Origin of the sequence: Saccharothrix mutabilis subsp. mutabilis, assembly GCF_039521145.1 — a bacterium.
Taxonomy (GTDB): domain Bacteria; phylum Actinomycetota; class Actinomycetes; order Mycobacteriales; family Pseudonocardiaceae; genus Actinosynnema; species Actinosynnema mutabilis.
The window spans coordinates 21,899-39,490 of record NZ_BAAABU010000036.1; the positions used below are offsets into that span (position 1 = coordinate 21,899).

Consider the following 17,592-nt stretch of genomic DNA (forward strand, 5'->3'; position numbering starts at 1 on the left):
ACGATAGGGCGGTGACAGTGACATGTCAACGCAAACTATCTATCTTGGCGGCATGAGCATGGGGGGATTGACGCTCGCTGACCGCGTTGCGGAGCTGCGCGAGTGGATCACAACCGGGTATGCGCGCGACCTACGCGTCGCTGCCGGACTGAGCCAGGCACTGGTGGCTCAGGACTGCGAAGTAACGGCGTCCACTGTGCACCGTTGGGAGACTGGCGACCGGTCGCCGCGTGGCCGCAACATCACCGCCTACCACGCCTTCCTGGCTCGCTTGGTCGAGCGGGAGCAAGGGGGCGAGTCCGATGGGCGGTAGGCAGGAGACCAAGCGACGTCCGACGCTTGCGGAGATCAAGGCGACGTGGCCACCAGCCGTGGACGTATCGACCGCGGCGACAGCGTTCGGGATGAGCCGCAGCAAGGCGTACGACCTCGTTGCCCGCGACGAGTTCCCCGCCAAAGTGGCCAAGTACGGCGGCCGGATCATGGTGATCACGGAGTCGCTCGTGCGCGCACTGTCCGTTGAGGACTGACGCCGTGGCTGAGTTCGGGGAACAGGTTCCGCCTGGCGCGCAGGGCGAACCACCGACCCGGCGTCTGCGGGTGAGGTCGGCGAACGAGGTCGACATCAGGCAGACGCGGTTCGCGTGGCGGAACTACCTACCCGTCGGCGAGGTCGCCCTGCTGGTTGGCAAACCCGGCATCGGCAAGAGCACGGTTGTCGTGGACCTGGCGGCCAAACTGACCACGGGACAGCTCGACGGCGACTTCACCGGCGAGCCGCAGCACGTCCTCTACTCCATCACAGAGGACTCGGAATCCACGCTCAAGGCCCGGCTCGTCGCCGCCGGGGGAGACCCGCAGCGGCTGCACTTGGTCGACGTCGTCTACGGCGATTCACCCGACGGCACACCGCTGATAGTCAACCTCGACCTGGACGCTGTGCGCGAGGTCGTTGAGGCGTGGAGGCCCGCCCTCCTCGTGCTGGACGCGCTGAACTCGTCCCTGTCCGGGCAGCTCAACGACAACTCCGTCGTGCGCCCGCAGTTGGAAAAGTTGAGGCCCCTGGCGCAGCAGACCGGCACGACCGTCCTGGGCATCGGGCACTTCCGGAAGGCGACAGCGGGCGTCGATCCGGTCGATGCCATCGGCGGAGCCGGGGCCTACACACAGGTCGTCCGGCACGCCTTGGGGTGCGCTGCGGAGGACGAGGACAACTTCGTCCTGTCGGTCATCAAGTCGAACGTGGTGTCGGTGTCGAGCGTCCCGTCGCTGTCCTACAGGACCATCTCCGCCACCGTCATGGCCGACGACGGAGGTGAGACTGCGGTCGGTCGGATCGTCTGGCAGGGGCACTCGGCGGCCTCGGTCGTCGACCTCCTCCAGCGTTCCGCGCACGACGATGGGGATGAACGCGCCGATGCTGCCGCATGGCTCACCGAGTACCTGGCGGAGCGCGGCGGTGAGGCCCCAGTGCTGGAGTTGCTGGACGAAGGACACCAGGCCAGCTTCTCAAAGGACACCCTGAAACGGGCCAAGACCAGAGCCAGGGTGCGCTCCGAGAAGGCCGACTTCGGTGGCGGCTGGGTGTGGCGGATCAGCCCGACAAGGCACGAAGGGAGCACCGAAGGGAGCGAAGCGAGCAGTACAGGCGACACCGCTTCCTTCGCTCCCTTCGTGCGCTCTTCGCAACACGAGGACGACCATCCGCCGGCGTAGCAAGCTAGAGGTCAGGACACCCAAAGGGCGTCCTGACCAAACGGCACCAGCTCACCGCGCAGCCCGCGCGTTATCGACCGAGGCACTTCCGTGCCGTCTGCGACGGGCGAGGGCTGCGCGGCGGCCAACGCGGCAGCTAGGCCGCCGGGGTGCTGCACAGACTGCGCCGACTTCGCGGATCACAGATCCGGCAAGGCATGGCTGGTCCTTCCCAGCCGGTCGTTCGACGTTGGTAACCAGCGGGCTCCGGAAGCCCGCCTGTCGTTTCGGGGGGAACGATGAGCACGAGGAAGCAAGGTGTGCGCCGGCAGCGGCGTGTGCGCGGAGGCGCCGAGACCCGGATCAACATCCGCACTACGGTTTTGGTGCGGGCCGCGTTGACAGCACGGGCAGCGGTGGCCGGGTTGTCGGTGCCGCTGTACCTGGATCGAGTGCGGCCTTCGCGAGACGGACGGCTGGTCGTTGCACCAGCAGCGGCACTGGGTGGCCGAGTGGGAAGCCGCCGCGGTGAAGCTGTCCCGGTCGGGCAGCGCGCTCAACCAGCTCGCCCGCCGGGCCAACAGCGGCCACGTCGTCGGCCAGCAGCAGTTGCAGGCGGCGCTGACCTACCACCACCGGGTCCTGGACGAACTGCACCGGGTGCTCGGCGCAGTGGACCAGCACCGAGGGACCAGGCGGTGATCGCCGAAGTCGCAGGCCGCGGCAAGCGCGGCTCCAACACCCTGGGGCTGCTGCGCTACCTGTTCGGCCGGGGCCGCTCCGACGAGCACCGCGACCCACACATCGTGGCGGCGTGGGACCCCGACTGGGTACGCGGCGGGGCCTGGGGCGAAGACACGACCACCGCCCCAGGCCGCGCACGGCTAGCCCAGCAACTCGACGCCCTGATGGCAGGGCACGAAGTGGATCTACCCGACGGGCACGTCTACCACGTGGTTTTGTCCATCCCACCCACCGACGTCGCCACCGCCGGCTATCCGCCCCAGTCGGAGGCGCACACCGACGAGGACGGGAAGCGCCCCACCCAGCAGCGGCTGCCGGACGAGGTGTGGCGGGAATTGGTCGAGTCCGGCATCGCCGCCTTGGGCTTGGGCGCCGATGACGACGGACAGGGCGGCTGCCGGTGGGTCGCGGTCCACCACGGCCTCTCCACCAAGCGCAACGACCACGTCCACGTCGTGGTCAACGTGGTGCGAGGCGACGGCCAGGTGGCCAACCTGCACCGCGACTTCCTGCGGTGGCGCGACTGGTGCCGCCAGGTCGAGGAGGAACGCGGCTGGACGCGCACCGCCCCGGCAGGAGAGGGCCGCTCCAAGCCCACCTCGCGTGTCGAACTCGTACGCGCGGACGCCAGCGGGCAACGCACCGAGCGGGACCGGCTGCGCGACGTCGTCACGACCGTGGCCGCCGAGGCCGCCGACGAGATTGGGTTCGTGCTGGGCTTGCGTCGTAGTGGTGTGCTGGTCGCCGCCTACCCCGACACCGGGCCGGTCACCGGCTACAAAGTCGCCCTACGTCCCGAGCAGCACGCCGTCGAGCAAGACCGTCCAGCACCCGAGCCGCTCTGGTTCGCCGGGTCGACGCTGCGCCGCGACCTGTCCTTGCCGCGGCTACGTGCTCGCTGGCCTGATCCCAGACCACTGCCCGCCAGCAGGCAGCAGGTGCTGTGGCGCGACCTCGCTGACCACCCTGTCGACCCGCAGGACCGCATCGGCGGAACGAGTGAACAGACGTTGCGACGTGAACTGGGCCGGGTGCGCGCCGCCGTAGAAGCTGCCATCGGCACTGCAGAAGGCGCAATTCCAGCACCGGATCTGGACCAGCGCACCTGGCACCTGTTCGTTGAACGCTCCGCCGACCTGCTGGCCGTGGTCCGATCCCACGACCCGCACCAGCTCTTGGACGAGGTCTACGATCAGCTGACCCGCGCCGCCCAGCTTCCCCGCTCAGTCGCGACAGTTGGCTACACCGCGTCGTCGAGTGCCAAGCGGTCTTCAACCCCGATCATCACCGCTCAGGTGGCACTGCGGCTGCTGACCGACGCCGCCCGCATCGCCGCCAGTGTCCGCGATGTCACCCCGGTTGTCCTGGCCTTGGTCGCGGTCACGGTCCTTGGCATCATCACGGCCCTGCATGCGGTCGCTGAGCGTCGCGCCATCCGAGAGGCTGCCCGCCAACAACTCGACGCCGCCGTCGCTGTTCTCGAGGAGCACCCGGCCCGCAACGTCCTCCTATCCCGGAAGCCACCAGTCGTCCGCCAACCCGTCATGGCCACCCCGTCCGCTGCTCAACCGGGTCCGACACCGTTCGCGATCACGGGCATCTCCCCGGCACAGCGGACTGGCTGTACGCCAAGCTCTACACCCATCCCGACCGAGTGAACGAGATCGTCGCCCACCGGTTGCCACAGCTCCTCGAAACTACCGGATCGGCAGCACGAGCCTGGTACATCCGCTACCGCAGCCCGCAGGAGAACGACCACCTGCGGCTGCGCCTGCGCACCTCCAGTCAAGAAGAACACTTGCGTGCCGTGGCTGCGGTCGGTGAGTGGGCTCAACAGCTGCGCCACGACGGCCTCGCCTCGCACCTCATCCTGGACACCTACTTCCCCGAGACAGGTCGTTACGGGCCCGGCCCGGCGATGGAAGCGGCCGAGGAGGTGTTCATCGCCGACTCGACCGCGGTCTCCAGCCAACTGCGGCAACTGCCTGACGCCGTCGTCGCTCCCGCCGTCTTGGCCGCAGTCGGCATGATCGCCATCGCAGACGGTTTCCTCGACAGCCGTGAACGGGCTCTGCGCTGGCTGCTCGACCGTCCTGCGCCGGGCACTGCGGACCGTCACCACACGGAGAGTGTGATCCGCTTGATCTTGGCCGAGAACCTTCGCGAACTGCCGGGTTGGACGGATGAGCTGACCCAGGCGTGGAAGGCCCGAGCTGCTGCCCTTGCCGCCTATCGCAAGCAGTTGCCCGCTGAGATCGACGCCGATGCGGTGCTGGAGTCCTTGCTGCACATGCACCACAACCGGGTTCTCGGCGTTGCGGTGGAGCAGACCCTGCGCGAGGTTCCCCGGCACCGCTTCGTGCCCGCCACGCAGCTCACCGACGCCTACGCGAACCAGGCCGTGATCACCAAGCGCGCCGCCGACGGCGCCGCCCTGAGCTGCGCGTCGGTGCCCACGGTGGTCGCGATGATGCTCGACCAGCTCGATGTCCAGCCCGGCCACCGCATCCTGGAGGTCGGCGCGGGCACCGGCTACAACGCCGCCCTGCTCGCCACGCTGACCGGCCCGACCGGTCACGTCACCACCGTCGACATCGACCCCGAGGTCACCGCAGGCGCCCGCGCGGGCTTGGATGTCACCGGCTTCGCCGACGTGGAGGTGATCACCACAGACGGCTCCCTCGGTGCACGTGACAACGCCCCCTACGACCGGATCATCGTCACCGTCGGCGCGTTCGACATCCCACCCGCCTGGCGCGAACAGCTGGCTCCCGGCGGTCGCCTGGTCGTCCCCCTGCGCTGGCGCAGCCAGACCCGCAGCGTCGCCTTCGTCCGCGACGACGACCGGCTGCGGTCGGACTCGGTCAAGCTGTGCGGCTTCGTGCCCATGATCGGCCAGGACAGTGAGCGCTCCGCCCACCTCGACGACGATGAGCAGGTCACCCTGTACTGGGACGCCGACCAGGACATCGACCCCGAACTCCTGCACGGCGTCTTGAGCACGCCGAAGACCGAGGTCTGGTCCGAGGTCACGGTGGGCGACTCAGAGCCCTTCGACGGCGTGTCGCTCCGCATGACCGCCACCGAACCAGCCACCTGCCGCATCGCCGCAGACCAAGCTGCGGTCGACAGCGGCCTGTGCACTCCCGCCATCCCCAGCCGCAGCCCCGCTCTCGCCGAAGGCGACTCCTTGGCCTACTTCACCTACCGGCGCGTGGGCGCGGATCAGAGCGGCGGCGCCCGCGCCGAACTCGGTGCGATCGGCCACGGTCGTGCTGGGGATCGCCTCGCGCAGAGGCTATCCGATCAAATTCGCGCGTGGGGTACCAATCGCACTGGCGAGCCGATCGTGATCGCCTACTCCGCTGAGCACCCCGTAGAAGGTCTTGTCATCACCAGACGGTGGACTGAATTGATCATTGAGTCCTGATCGGGGACTCCCCGATGCCGAGGATGTGCTAGCAGTTGCGGCGGCCTGAACTGCGTCCGCTGGCATGAGGCAGTCGAGGCGACCCGTAGCGCGGCTTGAGCGTTCTCATATTGTAGTGCTGACGTCGTGGTCCGGGCGTCCGTGAGCCCACCCAGCTATTTCAGACCTCCGAAGTATCGAAACTTGCAGGTAGAGCAATTATTTGATCCTACAGGTTTGGGTGGAGCAAAATTGTCGGGGGTCGTGTTTATCGTCATCCCGTGATGCTGCACGACCCACATGCCTTCGAGGAGATCACTGCTCTCGTCGCGGCGACGGCTCGTGTGCGGGTACGTCAACGAGATGAGGTGCAGTAGTAGATCTGACCAAGGCTTTCGACACCTTCCAGCAGGCTGTGAACGCCGACATCGAGCAGGTGAGGCTGGCTCGCGAGCGACGGGACGCCTTCAAGGGTGCGCTCAAGGGGGAACCGGGCGTGCTGGAGGTGTTGGGTTCCGGCTCGTTGGCGCGCAGCACCCAACTCAAGCCGGTGCACGACGTCGACCTGATCATGGTCTTCGACGCGGCGGCGTACCCGGAGTGGGGGCAGCCCGGCGACTCATCGGCGGGTGCCTTGGAGGTGGTCCGCGAGATGGTCAAGAGGTTGCTGGGCGACAACGGCGGGACCGTCGAGGAGCTCGTCCGCTTGGCCAAGCCGCGCGATCGCGCCGTCAAGTGCTTCATCGACCCGCCTGAGCAGGATGACGCGTTCACGGTGGACGTCATGCCCGTGTTGCGCCAGGCGGACAACACGCTGCTGGTCCCCAGCAAGCGGAAGAAGCGTTGGAGCACTGCTGACCCGGAGTACCTCATCGCGCAGGTCAAGGAACGACAGGAGAAGTGGTCGCACTTCCGCCCGACGGTGCGCGTGCTCAAGCTGTGGCGCCACGGCATTCCCACCAAGGTCAAGTCGCTGGTCATGGAGGTGCTTGCCCTGAAGTGCCTCCCCACTGACACGACGCGGCCGCAGGCGTTGAAGGCGTTCTTCACCGCCGCCGCGGTCGAGGTCAACTACGGCGTGGTGGACCCGGCCGGGCACTGTGGCGTGATCCAGCCCGACCTCGACACCGAGGCGCTCCGCACCGCCTTGGAGTCCGCGCGTGACATCGCCGAGGAGGCATGTGCGGCCGCAACCGATGGCGACAGCGACGGAGCGGCGTTGCTCTGGCGGGAGTTGCTCGGGGATGACTTCCCAGCCCCGGAGGAGAAGGGTTCGGGGACCGCTGCCGGTTCCTTCCTGTACGTCCCGCGGCCGGTCGTGGACGCGCCCCAGGGCTGACCGATGAACACCAACGGCGAAGTACCCGTTTCCTGGTGGGAGTGCGAGCCCCGGCGCCTGGCTCGCGATCAGCACGAAGTGGCCGAGCTGTTCCCCGAGCTGACGTGGTGCGGTGAAGGAGCTGGCCGCTGGGAAGGTCGGCTGCCCAGGTGGCCGTTCCACCGGCCCGAGCCCGCAGGCCTGGCTGAACTGGTCGGGCAGGACGGCATGCCGATCAGGGTGCAGTACGGACATGCCTACCCGATGGTGCCACCGGCGATCTTCCCGCTCGACCCGGAGCCCGAACTGATCGAGTACCGGCAGACCCGGTTCCACGTCATGGGTGATGGCAGCCTGTGCCTGTTGCAGGACTACTCGACGTGGACCGGCCGGCAGTCGGTGACCGAGCTGCTGCTGAAGGCGGCGGGCTGGCGCGTGGAGTACGCGCTGCTCAAGGGCGGTGTCGTCGAATCCATGACGATCAACGGCATCGTCAACGACGCCAGCCGCGATCACCTGGTCGGGCAGGCGCTCGAACAGCTCTCCGCTGGTGGAGGTCAGGCATGAACGACCTGCTCGTGCTCGTCCCGGGCGAAGCGGCTCGCCGCATGAAGGAAGGTGGTCAGTGGGGCCAGATCACCTTCCGGGTATCGGATCCGGACAACGTCGGCGCGGTGATCGCGGTGTCGGACGGCTCCAACCCGGTGATGCCCACCCCGCTGCATTCCGCCAACCACTTCCTCAAACTGGGGACGCCCGAGGGCAGCACCGCTGGTACCGGGCTGCGCCCGCGCTGCACCTCCTGTGGTGGCACGCGCGCAACACCGGTCGGGAGATCTCCCTCAAGGCTTTCAAGGAGAACGTCTTCGGTCGCTGGTTGAGCCCTTCGGCCGTCGAGGACTACGTGGCGTTGACCGTGTCAGCGGAAGCACCGGCTGAGTTCCCGGACATCAACATCCCCGAAATGGTTGCCTGGTACGTCACCCCGGCCGCCGCACGCCCGGTAGCCATAGACGTGGTGTCCGCTGAATACGGCTTCCCACAGCTGACCGGGCACTGGCCGGTTGCCCACCTGGAAGAGAAGTCGGTCATGCTCGTCAGGGTGGGCAGCATCGGCGGAGCCGCCGCCCACGCCCTGGCCAGCTACGGCGTCGGGCGCATCGTCCTCGTCGACCCCGACCGCCTGCTCAGCCACAACGTGGTGCGCCACGTCTCCTCGGTCAAGCACGTCGGCAGGCTGAAGGTCGACGCGGTCAAGCAGGAACTGGCCGAGGCGTGGCCAGCCACTCACGTGGACGCGCTGCCCGTGGACGTCATCGCCCCGGCGCACCTGATCAGACCTCGTCTTCGGGATGTCGGCGTCGTGCTCTGCACGGCCGACGGCGTGGCAGCGCGTCGTGTCGTCAGCCACCTGGCGCGACGCGCGCGGACTGACGCCGTTCTCGCCTGCGTGCTCCAAGACGGCGCGGTCGGCGAGATCATCCGGCTGCGCCCTTGGGCCGACCACGGCTGCCTGACCTGCCGTCGCGAGGCGCTCGTAGCCCGAGGAGCGGTGGATCCCGAGCCCGCCCTCGACCTGGGGTACGGCACGGGGACCGCGCACCGGCCGATGACTGCCGTTGGAGGGGACCTGCACCTCGTCGGCCAGATGGCTGCCAAGGCCGCCGTGGCCACGGTGCTGGAACGGAAAGGTCATTCCGACCAGAAATTGCCCGGTGAGCACGCCATCTTCGGGCTGCGCCCGACACTCGGCTGGACTCCCCCGTTCGACCTGAACCGCAACGGCGACATCCGCTGGCTGCCGCACAGCCCTCCTCGCCCGGGGTGCCCCACTTGCGAAGAGCCTTGAACGATGCCAACCCCGCCGCTGTGCGGCGGATCGTGATGGCTCCGGACAGCGCCCGAACCATCTGCCGGACCGTGACCGAGGCAGACGACGGTGCTGAGACCGGCGGGATCCTCTTGGGGCGCGTCCAAGACGACGGCACGGCACACGTGCGGCACGCAGGTACCCCTGGGCCAGCGGCGATACGGACCCCGAACTACTTCCTGCGCGACCTCGCGCATGCCCAGCACTTGGCGGAAGCCGCTTTTCGCACTGACGGCAGCATCTGGATCGGTGAGTGGCACACGCATCCCCGTGTAGACGCCGTGCCGAGCCCGCGCGACCTCCTCACCTACTCCACCCTGCTGGCCGATCCTGCGCTCGCTTTCGACGTCGTGCTCGCCATCGTGATCGGCCCCCTCTTGCCGATAGCGACCACCCGTGTTGTGGGTTGGGCCTGCACCACGACGGGGGTGACGGCTGTGTCGATCGACTCCGAAGTCCTACTCCTACCGGAGGAACTTCGAGGTACGTGACCGGGTGAAGCGGGTGGCCCGTCAGCTTTCCACCTCGAACGCCCTGGTGTACCCCCGGTGCCCGCCGAGGTGTTCATAAACGGTGGTGACCTGCGTGCGGTTCCACCTGTGCCCGAGCAGGAGCGCGAGACCGCCTGGGCCTGCCATGAAGAGGTGGATGCGTTCGGTGCTGGGCAACTCGCCGAGTTCCTGGCGGACCAGGTTCCGGATCGCTTCTGCATAGGCGACGGCTTGTCCCGCACCGGCGATGGATTGGTCGTCGCTCCCCCCACCTGGCTGGATGGTGAGCAGGCGGCTGGCTCGGACGCTGTTGTCCTTCAGGTACGCGATCACCGCTGAGGTCGGGTCGACGGCGACCCCGATGGCGACGGCCAGGTCGTTACCGAAGTCAAGTTGTTGTCGTCGGAGTTGCGGTGCGGGGATGGCTGCCTTCCGTGCATCTGTGGACCACAGCTCGCCGCCCTGGAGATATCGCAGGGTGTGGCCGCGTACACGGGGGAGCGCGGCGCCAACGCGGAAGAACGTCGCTTGGCGCATGGCACCCCCGATGAGGGTGGAGCGCCAACCGTCCCTCTCCAGTGCTGCGGCGGCGTCCATGATCTCCTGCTCCATCCGAGCCCAGTCCGAAGCGCACCGCGGTTGAACGCGAACCTGGGCGTTGTCACCGTCGAACAGATCCACCCAGTTCAGGGCGATGGTGGCGTCCTCGGCATGGGGATCGGCATCTATGGCTTGGACGAGCAAGATCGCTGATGGAGGCGTCGGATGCAGGGACTCCACCGTGCTTCGGATGTCCTCCTCGGGGATGATCCGCTTGCCGCCGGTAACCCAGCTCGCAACGGTGTTCAGCCCGTGCTGAAGGGAGGAGGCGCTCCCGTCAAGGCCGGCCGCGACCATCAACGTGCGGACGTGGTCCTCCTCGGCGCTGACCGTCCTCCCGGTGACGAATTGCAGGTGCTCCAGCATCGAGAGCAGTTCGAGGCGGCTTGCACCGACGTGTTCCGCCGATCGGTCCACAGTTCGCCCGGCTGTGCTCGTCAACTCCGCCTGGCCCGCGTACGGCATCAGCAGGTCGGTGCGGCCATCGACGTGCCCGAGCAGCGGGTCGGCGTAATCCAGGGTTCGGTTGGTGATCAAGCGCAGGACGGGGGTCGCACCGCTGCCGCTGAGCTTGACGTAGCTGTCGTACATCTTCTGCAATATTGACTTGCTCTTGCCGGACGTGGCGGTGGGGTAGCCCTCGTTGAGCAGGTCGGCCGGGTTGGTCGTCCACTTGACCTGCGCGAGGATGTCAGGCTCCCCGGTGCTGCTGCGCAGGACCACGTCGTCGAAGTTTCCCGCGTCGTTGATCTCCACCTCCACCTGCGAGAAGCGGCGTTCGGGGCCGATCACGCGCATGGCGGCCCCCCCACACGAACAGGTCCTGGAACCTGTCCCCGTTGCGTCGAGCGCCGGACCTGGACGGTGGACCCGCTGCTGGGCGCTGCCCGTTCATCAAGCCTCCTGTCCTTGCCGTGCCGCTGTCGAGGCACGAGTGGTGGGGTGCGCGCCTCGGTGCGCGACAGTGATCTCGATCAGGCCGTCGGTCCGGTGGACGACGAGGACCAGCGACTGCTCGTAGGCGATCGACGCCCGCCGTATGGACGTCAAGTCCTGGCCGCCGATGAAGTCCCGTGCGCTTGACTTGCTGGCTTGGCTGAAGATGCATGTCCTACTTCGCCGCTTTCGCGGTGGGCTCTGCGTCAAGGGTGAGTAGGTGCTGCTCACGTCGCTCCAGTCGTAGCAGTTGCTCGATATGCTCGATGACGCGACGGGGAAGCGGGCAGCGGTCGATTGCAACTCGCCATGCCTCGAGGTCAATGAGCGCTCGAGGCCGACTACTGGCTGCGAGCGTGCGATCAAGTTCGCTCAGTTGCTCGTTCAGCCAGACAGCTTGTTCTGTGTCCAGGAGGAAGGCCTCTGATCCGTGAATAGGCAATTCCAGGCGGAGCGCTGAGCGCCACTTCTCGGGTTGAGCGACGTACTGGGCGAGAACGGGATTACGGTTGTACGAGTCTGCGAACAACTCCTCGAGCGCTGACGGAACCGCCGGGGCGAACGTGAACGTCACATACTTGAGCCACGTCGTATTTCGTCCTGGTCGGTAGCCGCGACTTTCGCTCCCGTAGTAGGGCGTGCCAGTTATCTCCCTGCGAGCGTGTTCAGTTGCCGGCACGAGGTTGGCGTACGACGCGCGCAGGTGCTGAGATGATGTCATTCTCCCCAGTCGCTGCGACAACCATGCGGTCTGGTCTCGGAGATCTTCCGTCCGGGAGGACAACTCGTTGAAGACGTGCACGAATCTATGTCGCTCGGTCGGCGTAACAAGTAGTGCACTCCAAGAGGCATGGGCCTCGAAGTCGTCCACGCCGCCGAAGTAGGGAAGGCCGGTGAGCATGAGATGGATCGGGGCGCTCGCCGATACGGTTCGGAGTTCCTCCAGAAGTTTGGCGGCAATGCTCCCGGACACGTGGTGTTCTTCCAGTTGCCGACGAACCTGTACCTCGAGATCTGCCGGCGATGAGTAGGTCAGGTCGACGAGGGCCGGGCGCAGGGCATCCGAGATGTCCTGATATAGCCACCGCTGCTCGAAGTGGTACTCAAGAGGCGATCGGTGGACTTGCACGACGTGGGCAGAGGATTTTCCTGGAGCGGCGCGCAGCGCCCGACCCGCCACCTGCATGAGGTGACCGATGCTGGAGGAGGGGTATGTGATGACGGCGGCGTCGATGGATGGATCGTCGAACCCCTCACCGACGAGTTGGCTGGTCGCGATGAGAATCCCAGCTGGCCGTGCCGCGAACTCGTCCAAGAATTCTCCCGGCGTGGGCAGGCCGCGACTGTTGGCGTCGCCGTGAACGAAGGCGATGTCATCGCTCACCAGAGGGTGCGAGTCTCTCAGCCCCAACTGCTCGAGGAGGGCCTCGTACAGGTTCTCGGCACGTTCGCGCAGCGATACAGCGACGAGTGGCTTCGCGAAGTCGGTGTCAGTCCGCTCGAGCAGGTAGTCTGCGAGATCGCGTAGGCCTTTGGGTGAGCGCCAATCCAACTCCGGCATGTCCTCCGGAGGGTCGAAGACCGGTTCGATGACGCAGCCCCGGCGGAACAGTTCGCGATAGGTGATCGTATACGCGATCTCGTCGATGCCGATCGGCAGGGCGTCTGACCGATTCGGCGTGGCGGTTAGGAGCAGGCTCGGAACGCTCGCGAGGTTGAGGATGGGCGCGTAAGAAGACGCCGCAGCGTGATGCGCCTCGTCCACGATCACTAGGGACAGCGAATCACCGAGGCTCGCCAGGGTCCCGCTGAGGTTGCTCGTCATCGCAAAGTGGACCCGCTCGAAGGCCTGAGTCGCCTCATCGGACCCAAGCCCTGACTCTCGCATCAAGGCATGCAGCGTTCTCCGGGCCTGCGTCTTGAGCAGGTGACGGTGAGTCACCCAGAGGACAGTGCGACTCGGCTCCTGGGCGGCGAGCCACTCCAGGGCGATCCGCAATGCGATGCGCGTCTTGCCACCGCCGGTGGGCACAATCAAGCCGGTTTTGATAGCACCCTGCGACAAAGACTTCAGCGATGCCTCCACCGCGTCGTCTTGCCAGGACCAGTCAGGAATTAGACGTGAGTCCTGCTGGACGGCGGCGGCCGGTTTCGCGCTTTCGGGGGCAGTCGCCGCGACGACGCCGACGGGAACGCCAAGCTCGTCGGCCACGGTCGCCAGAGCCTCGCGACGGGGCAGCTTGGCGGCGTGGGCCGCCACCATCGAGCGGATGGCGTCCGGGCTGAACACCCACTCTGCGGACGGTGCCTCGGGCTGGAAAGCGGCACAAGCCTGCTCGAGCAGCTCCAGGGTCGCGGTGTTCACCCCTCGGGACGGATCGTCGGTAAGCAATCCATGGATCCGGTTCGGGTAGATCCGTCCCCCCTGGTCGCCCAGGGCATGGGAGAGGCCCTGTGCGACGGCGTTGACGCTCCCGAGGCGAAGCACCATGTCGGCTAGGCGGTGGATGACCGTCTGCACGCGAGACTCGGTGATGCTGTGGCGTGGCATCAGGCCTCCGAGGCGTCGATCATCTTGATGAACTTGGCGGCCACGTCGCGCACCTGCTCCAGTTGCGGGCGCAGGAAGTGTCCCTCAGACGTGAGTTGGCTCGCCGAGAATTCGTTCAGCCGTCGCAGCAGGTCGTCCAGGACGGCGTGAGGCTTCTTGGTCGCCTTGTGCATCAGGTACTCGGCTTCTACCTCGTGCATGGTTGACGCCTCGTCCGGGTTCTCCACGTCGAACCGGCTGGCGAAGGACGTTCCCTGGGCCTCGTCGTACCGGTTCATCTGGTCCCAGACCAGGATGTTCTCGTGCCGGTAGAAGATGTTCGGGTTGGTCTCGGCCTTCTTGGTCCGCGGCTCCTTGAACACCCAGGTGAACAGCGCCATTTCCCCCTGCTCAGGGATCGCCATGGCGTCCTCGCTGATGCCGAGCTTCTGGCGGACCCACGGCTTCTTGGAGATGTTCTCGAACAGGTAGTAGTCCTTCTTGCCGAACGTTTCCCCCTCAGGCAGCTCGTCCTCCCACTCGGCGCGGAAGTGGCTGAACCACTTCGCCGCCCGGAGTTGGCGCCTGGTGGTGGTCTCACCGAGCGAGGCCTCGTGGGCCACGCGCTTGAGGATCGCGGAGTCCCAGGAGAGGTCCGCCTTCTCGCCGTAGGTGTCGGCGAACAGGTGCTCGTACCGGTTGAGCAGCCAGATGTCCTCGGCGTAGTTGCCCCACTCCCTGGCGCCGGTGATGTGCCGCACGGCGAGGACGCGGGGCAGCTTGTGCTCCAACTCCTCGGGAGTTGAAGCGTCGACGGGCACGATTGACAGGGTCTCGGTGTCGGCGATGACCTGCTCTAGGCGCTGGACCTGCGCCCGGTAGCCCTCGATCTCGCTCTTGGGGTAGCTCGACGCTTTGGCCTCCATGCGCGCGAGCTTCTTGCGTGCCTTCGGCAGGTCGTCGGTACGCAGCCGGTTCAGGGTGACCAGCCGACGGTTACCCTCCACGATCACCCAGCGCTTCGGGTTATTTGGGTGCTGCCAGCCGAGCATGTTGTCGATCGGCATCCAGCCCTGGCCAGCAATCGCCTCGGCCAGATCGGCGATGCCGTGGGACTCGTTGTCGATCTCCTCGAGGATCCGCTTGCGCAGGGTCTCGTCGAAGAGTGCCGCGTCGTCGGCGTAGCCCGGCGCGTCGGACAACGCGAGGCGTGGGTTGTTGGGATCGGGATGGCAGGCCGCGATCGGCACCATCACCGGAGGCCGCAGGTAGTTCTCCATGATGCTCGTATCCTGATTCGTTGTTCTGGAACGTGCTCCATCACTGTACCGAAATTTCGGAACGACACGCAACTGTGGTGCCGCTCGCCCGAGTACGGCGCGATCGTTGTGAGCGCGCGCTGGTCACCGCGTTCGGCGGCCCGGTCGGGTCGTCACCGACGACCAGGCTCACGCCCTATCCCTGCGCGGAGGGCATCACGGACCTCGCGTGCCGTGTCGGTTCCGCATCCCAGTGCCTCCCGCAGCCGCGTGGCGGACGGATCGGCGGACAGTTGGCCGGCGGCGATCATCCAGCGAGCGCGGTCTACCAGTAGGGCTACTCGGTCGCCGGTGGTCCCGCGCTGTGCCGCTGCCGTACCAGACGCGTTTTGCCTGTACTCCGGGCTGGTGGGGGTAGGAGTAGCGCCTACCGGTAGGCCGTGGTCGAGGTCAGCGAACGCCTTCCAGATGATCGGCAGCACCGCTACGGTGCCGACCGCGACCAGTGGGCCGATGGCGTGGGCGAGGAACTGCATCAGGTCGAACCGCGCCTACGGCACCGACACCCACGGCAGGTACGGCCACACGTTGAGCGTCAGCGTCACCGCCAACGCGCCGTACTCGACCACCGCCAGGTGCGGGTGATGCAGCACCCGGCCGCGGGTCGCCAGGAACGCCCGCGCCCCACCACCAGCAGCACCGTCGAGATCACCGGCTCCACAGCCCAGGCGCCCCACCACGCGGCGGTGCGTTCGACCATGCCTCGGGTGAGCGTGTGGTGAACGCCGGTCGTGGACCACGCCAGTGCCCCGACCAGTGCTGTCAGCGCCGCGGCGGTGAGCACCAGGCGCACCCGCAATGCATGCCAGGCCCGTGCGGCTGGGTCCTGGGCGAGGGCGTGCAGGCGGGCGGCCTCGGCGGCGCGCTTGCGGCTGCGCCGGAACCGGTCGGTGTCCGCCAGCAGCGGCGCGGCGTCAGCCTGCAACTCCAGCAGGACATGGGCCTCGTCGACCTCTGCACGGAGGTCCCGGACCCGCTTGGCGGCCGGTGCGACAGCGGGTGCGGCCGGGGCGTGGGCGGCGACGTAGTTCTTCAGCTCGGCCACGGCGCGCTCCACGTCGCCGTCGTTCGGCGCGGGGAACGGCATGGAGGTGTTCATCGCTGCACTCCGCAGTCGTCGCCGGGGTAGTCCATGATGTGCCAGGTGTGATGCGTGGCGGCGCTGCGGCCCGACAGCAGGTTGGTGGCGTCCCGCAGCCGCTCGGCGGCGTCCAGTCACACGACGCGGGCGCTGACCGGATCCGAGTCGCGGGCGTCGCATTGCCCGGACACCGGTGGCACCGCCGAGCGCCCGGTAGGGGGCGCGCTCGTCGCGGGACGATTATCTGGACGGTTGAAGGACGGTTTGGGTCGTGGTGACGCCCCCGCTGGTCAAAGGGGCGTCATCCTGACGCCTCTCGTCAGGGGCTGTGGACAACCTGGTGGACAGCGCGAGGTTGTAGACCTGGGGCCGCGCGTTGGCCTCCGGGATCTTGGCGTCACGCAAGTGCGTGTTGCCCGGCCTAATCAGGCCCAACTCCTCCAGCGACCGCAGCGAACGCTGGATGGTCCGCCGGGACAGGCGAGTGTAGCGCATCATCCGCTCGACCGACGGGAACGCGTCGCCGCCGTCGCGGCCAGCGTGGCTGGCGAGCGCGATCAGCGTGATCGCCAGCGTCGAGGCGTCCTTGCGGTCGGTGGGGATGGGGGCGTGGTTGAGCGCCCAGCTGATGGCTTCGACGCTCACCAGGCACCGTCCACGGCGCGGGCGCGGTAGAGGAGGCTGACGAAGGTGCCGACCACTGAGGTGTCATGGGTTGCCAGCCACTCGATGACGTGACGGTCGTGCTCGGGTCGACCGGCTCAGCATGGTCACGATGACCGCGTTCGACGGCCGCGCCTGGTCACCGGCTGCGGACTACCGCCGCGCGGCGCACCAGTTGCCCGCCCCGGCGCCGAGCACCGCGCCGCGCCGCGCCGCGCCGTCAGCCTGGACCTGCGGGTGCGGACACCGGACAGTCTCGGCTGGCTGCCCAAACCGGGGTGGCCGGGCAGAGTGAGCGTGCCGAACCTCGGCTTCGACGCCGACACTGGCGATCTCCTGGTGCCCGCCGGGCAGGAACCGCCCGCGCAGTACGGGATCAGCGCGAGCGAACCGGTGGTGTCACCCGATCTCCTGCGCACCGACCAGCTCGCGCGTGTGCAGCGGCCGGACCTCGTGCTCCCGCCCGAGGTACTGGGTTTCGTCGCTGCCGCGACCGCCGGCCACAACACCGACCTCGACCGGTTCCTCGGGCTCTACCACAACCTGCGCGCCGAACCGTTCCACTACGACGTGTCCGATGAGGCGGCGGGCGGCAACGGCCTGTACCAGATCTCGGCTATGGTGGAGAACCATCGCGGGACTAGCGAGCAGTACGCGTCCGCGTTCGCTGTGATGTGCCGGCAGTTGGGCTGGGACGCCAGGGTCGTGCTTGGCTTCAAGCCCCGCTGGGACGGCGACCGGCTACGCGTCCAAGGGCGGGACGTCTTCGCGTGGACCGAAGTCCGGTTCGAGCGGCTGGGATGGCTGCCGATCGACCCCAGCCCGACCCGGACCGTCGCCCTAGTACTCCAGCCGCAGTTCGTGATGTTGGGCCTGTCTTCGCTGGTAGTGGGCTTGTTTGGCGCGGTGTTGATGGCGTCTGCGCCAGCGGGACCA

At 67.4% G+C, this 17,592-nt stretch carries 17 protein-coding genes; 12 read left to right on the plus strand and 5 right to left on the minus strand.

Features of this window, described 5'->3' with window-relative positions; all coding sequences use genetic code 11:
• Window positions 1-58: 58 nt before the first annotated feature.
• From ABD126_RS38930 to ABD126_RS37710, 11 genes are all read left to right on the plus strand, one after another.
• Window positions 59-313, plus strand: coding sequence for a helix-turn-helix domain-containing protein (locus tag ABD126_RS38930; protein ID WP_360726820.1), 255 nt, complete (start codon window positions 59-61; stop codon window positions 311-313).
• 91 nt (window positions 314-404) lie between these two features.
• The gene (locus ABD126_RS37665) at window positions 405-530 is read left to right on the plus strand and encodes a hypothetical protein (RefSeq protein ID WP_343940280.1); all 126 of its coding nucleotides are present in this window, start codon (window positions 405-407) and stop codon (window positions 528-530) included.
• Window positions 531-534: 4 nt separating this feature from the next.
• Window positions 535-1,716 (plus strand): AAA family ATPase, encoded by a 1,182-nt coding sequence (locus ABD126_RS37670; protein ID WP_343940282.1) that lies wholly within the window; start codon window positions 535-537, stop codon window positions 1,714-1,716.
• Window positions 1,717-2,199: 483 nt separating this feature from the next.
• Window positions 2,200-2,397: a plasmid mobilization relaxosome protein MobC gene (locus ABD126_RS37675; protein WP_343940284.1), complete on the plus strand. Its 198-nt coding sequence runs from the start codon at window positions 2,200-2,202 to the stop codon at window positions 2,395-2,397.
• Window positions 2,394-4,097 (plus strand): relaxase/mobilization nuclease domain-containing protein, encoded by a 1,704-nt coding sequence (locus tag ABD126_RS37680; RefSeq protein WP_343940286.1) that lies wholly within the window; start codon window positions 2,394-2,396, stop codon window positions 4,095-4,097. The genes ABD126_RS37675 and ABD126_RS37680 overlap by 4 nt, the downstream gene beginning before the upstream one ends.
• A complete protein-coding gene (gene fxlM / locus ABD126_RS37685) occupies window positions 4,094-5,869 on the plus strand; it encodes a methyltransferase, FxLD system (RefSeq protein ID WP_343940288.1) in 1,776 nt (591 codons plus the stop codon). Before ABD126_RS37680 ends, fxlM begins: the two co-directional genes overlap by 4 nt.
• Before the next feature lie 361 nt (window positions 5,870-6,230).
• Window positions 6,231-7,187, plus strand: a complete 957-nt coding sequence (locus tag ABD126_RS37690; protein WP_343940311.1) for an SMODS domain-containing nucleotidyltransferase — start codon at window positions 6,231-6,233, stop codon at window positions 7,185-7,187.
• 3 nt (window positions 7,188-7,190) lie between these two features.
• Entirely contained in the window at window positions 7,191-7,733 is a 543-nt protein-coding gene (locus tag ABD126_RS37695; protein WP_343940290.1) for a hypothetical protein, read from the plus strand.
• On the plus strand, window positions 7,730-8,047 hold the full coding sequence (locus ABD126_RS37700; protein ID WP_343940292.1) for a hypothetical protein: 318 nt from the start codon (window positions 7,730-7,732) through the stop codon (window positions 8,045-8,047). Before ABD126_RS37695 ends, ABD126_RS37700 begins: the two co-directional genes overlap by 4 nt.
• A 23-nt stretch (window positions 8,048-8,070) precedes the next feature.
• On the plus strand, window positions 8,071-9,015 hold the full coding sequence (locus tag ABD126_RS37705) for a ThiF family adenylyltransferase (RefSeq protein ID WP_343940294.1): 945 nt from the start codon (window positions 8,071-8,073) through the stop codon (window positions 9,013-9,015).
• On the plus strand, window positions 9,012-9,527 hold the full coding sequence (locus ABD126_RS37710; RefSeq protein ID WP_343940296.1) for a Mov34/MPN/PAD-1 family protein: 516 nt from the start codon (window positions 9,012-9,014) through the stop codon (window positions 9,525-9,527). The genes ABD126_RS37705 and ABD126_RS37710 overlap by 4 nt, the downstream gene beginning before the upstream one ends.
• Window positions 9,528-9,548: 21 nt before the next feature.
• On the opposite strand, the gene ABD126_RS37715 is transcribed toward ABD126_RS37710, so the two are convergent.
• The 5 genes from ABD126_RS37715 to ABD126_RS37735 all read right to left on the minus strand — a co-directional run bounded on the left by ABD126_RS37715 (window position 9,549) and on the right by ABD126_RS37735 (window position 16,638).
• Complete coding sequence (locus ABD126_RS37715; RefSeq protein WP_343940298.1) at window positions 9,549-10,925, minus strand: SAVED domain-containing protein; 1,377 nt, start codon at window positions 10,923-10,925, stop codon at window positions 9,549-9,551.
• 313 nt (window positions 10,926-11,238) lie between these two features.
• Entirely contained in the window at window positions 11,239-13,584 is a 2,346-nt protein-coding gene (locus ABD126_RS37720) for a DEAD/DEAH box helicase (protein WP_343940300.1), read from the minus strand.
• 29 nt (window positions 13,585-13,613) lie between these two features.
• The gene (locus ABD126_RS37725) at window positions 13,614-14,873 is read right to left on the minus strand and encodes a hypothetical protein (protein ID WP_343940302.1); all 1,260 of its coding nucleotides are present in this window, start codon (window positions 14,871-14,873) and stop codon (window positions 13,614-13,616) included.
• Window positions 14,874-15,453: 580 nt separating this feature from the next.
• Window positions 15,454-16,011 (minus strand): hypothetical protein, encoded by a 558-nt coding sequence (locus ABD126_RS37730; protein WP_343940304.1) that lies wholly within the window; start codon window positions 16,009-16,011, stop codon window positions 15,454-15,456.
• A 222-nt stretch (window positions 16,012-16,233) separates the two neighbouring features.
• Window positions 16,234-16,638 carry a helix-turn-helix domain-containing protein gene (locus tag ABD126_RS37735; RefSeq protein WP_343940306.1) on the minus strand — a complete coding sequence of 135 codons (405 nt, stop codon included), beginning with the start codon at window positions 16,636-16,638 and terminating at the stop codon, window positions 16,234-16,236.
• Window positions 16,639-16,947: 309 nt separating this feature from the next.
• Here ABD126_RS37735 and ABD126_RS37740 point away from each other — a divergent pair.
• Window positions 16,948-17,592, plus strand: a 645-nt coding sequence (locus ABD126_RS37740; RefSeq protein ID WP_343940309.1) for a transglutaminase-like domain-containing protein, incomplete at its 3' end; no start/stop codon positions are given.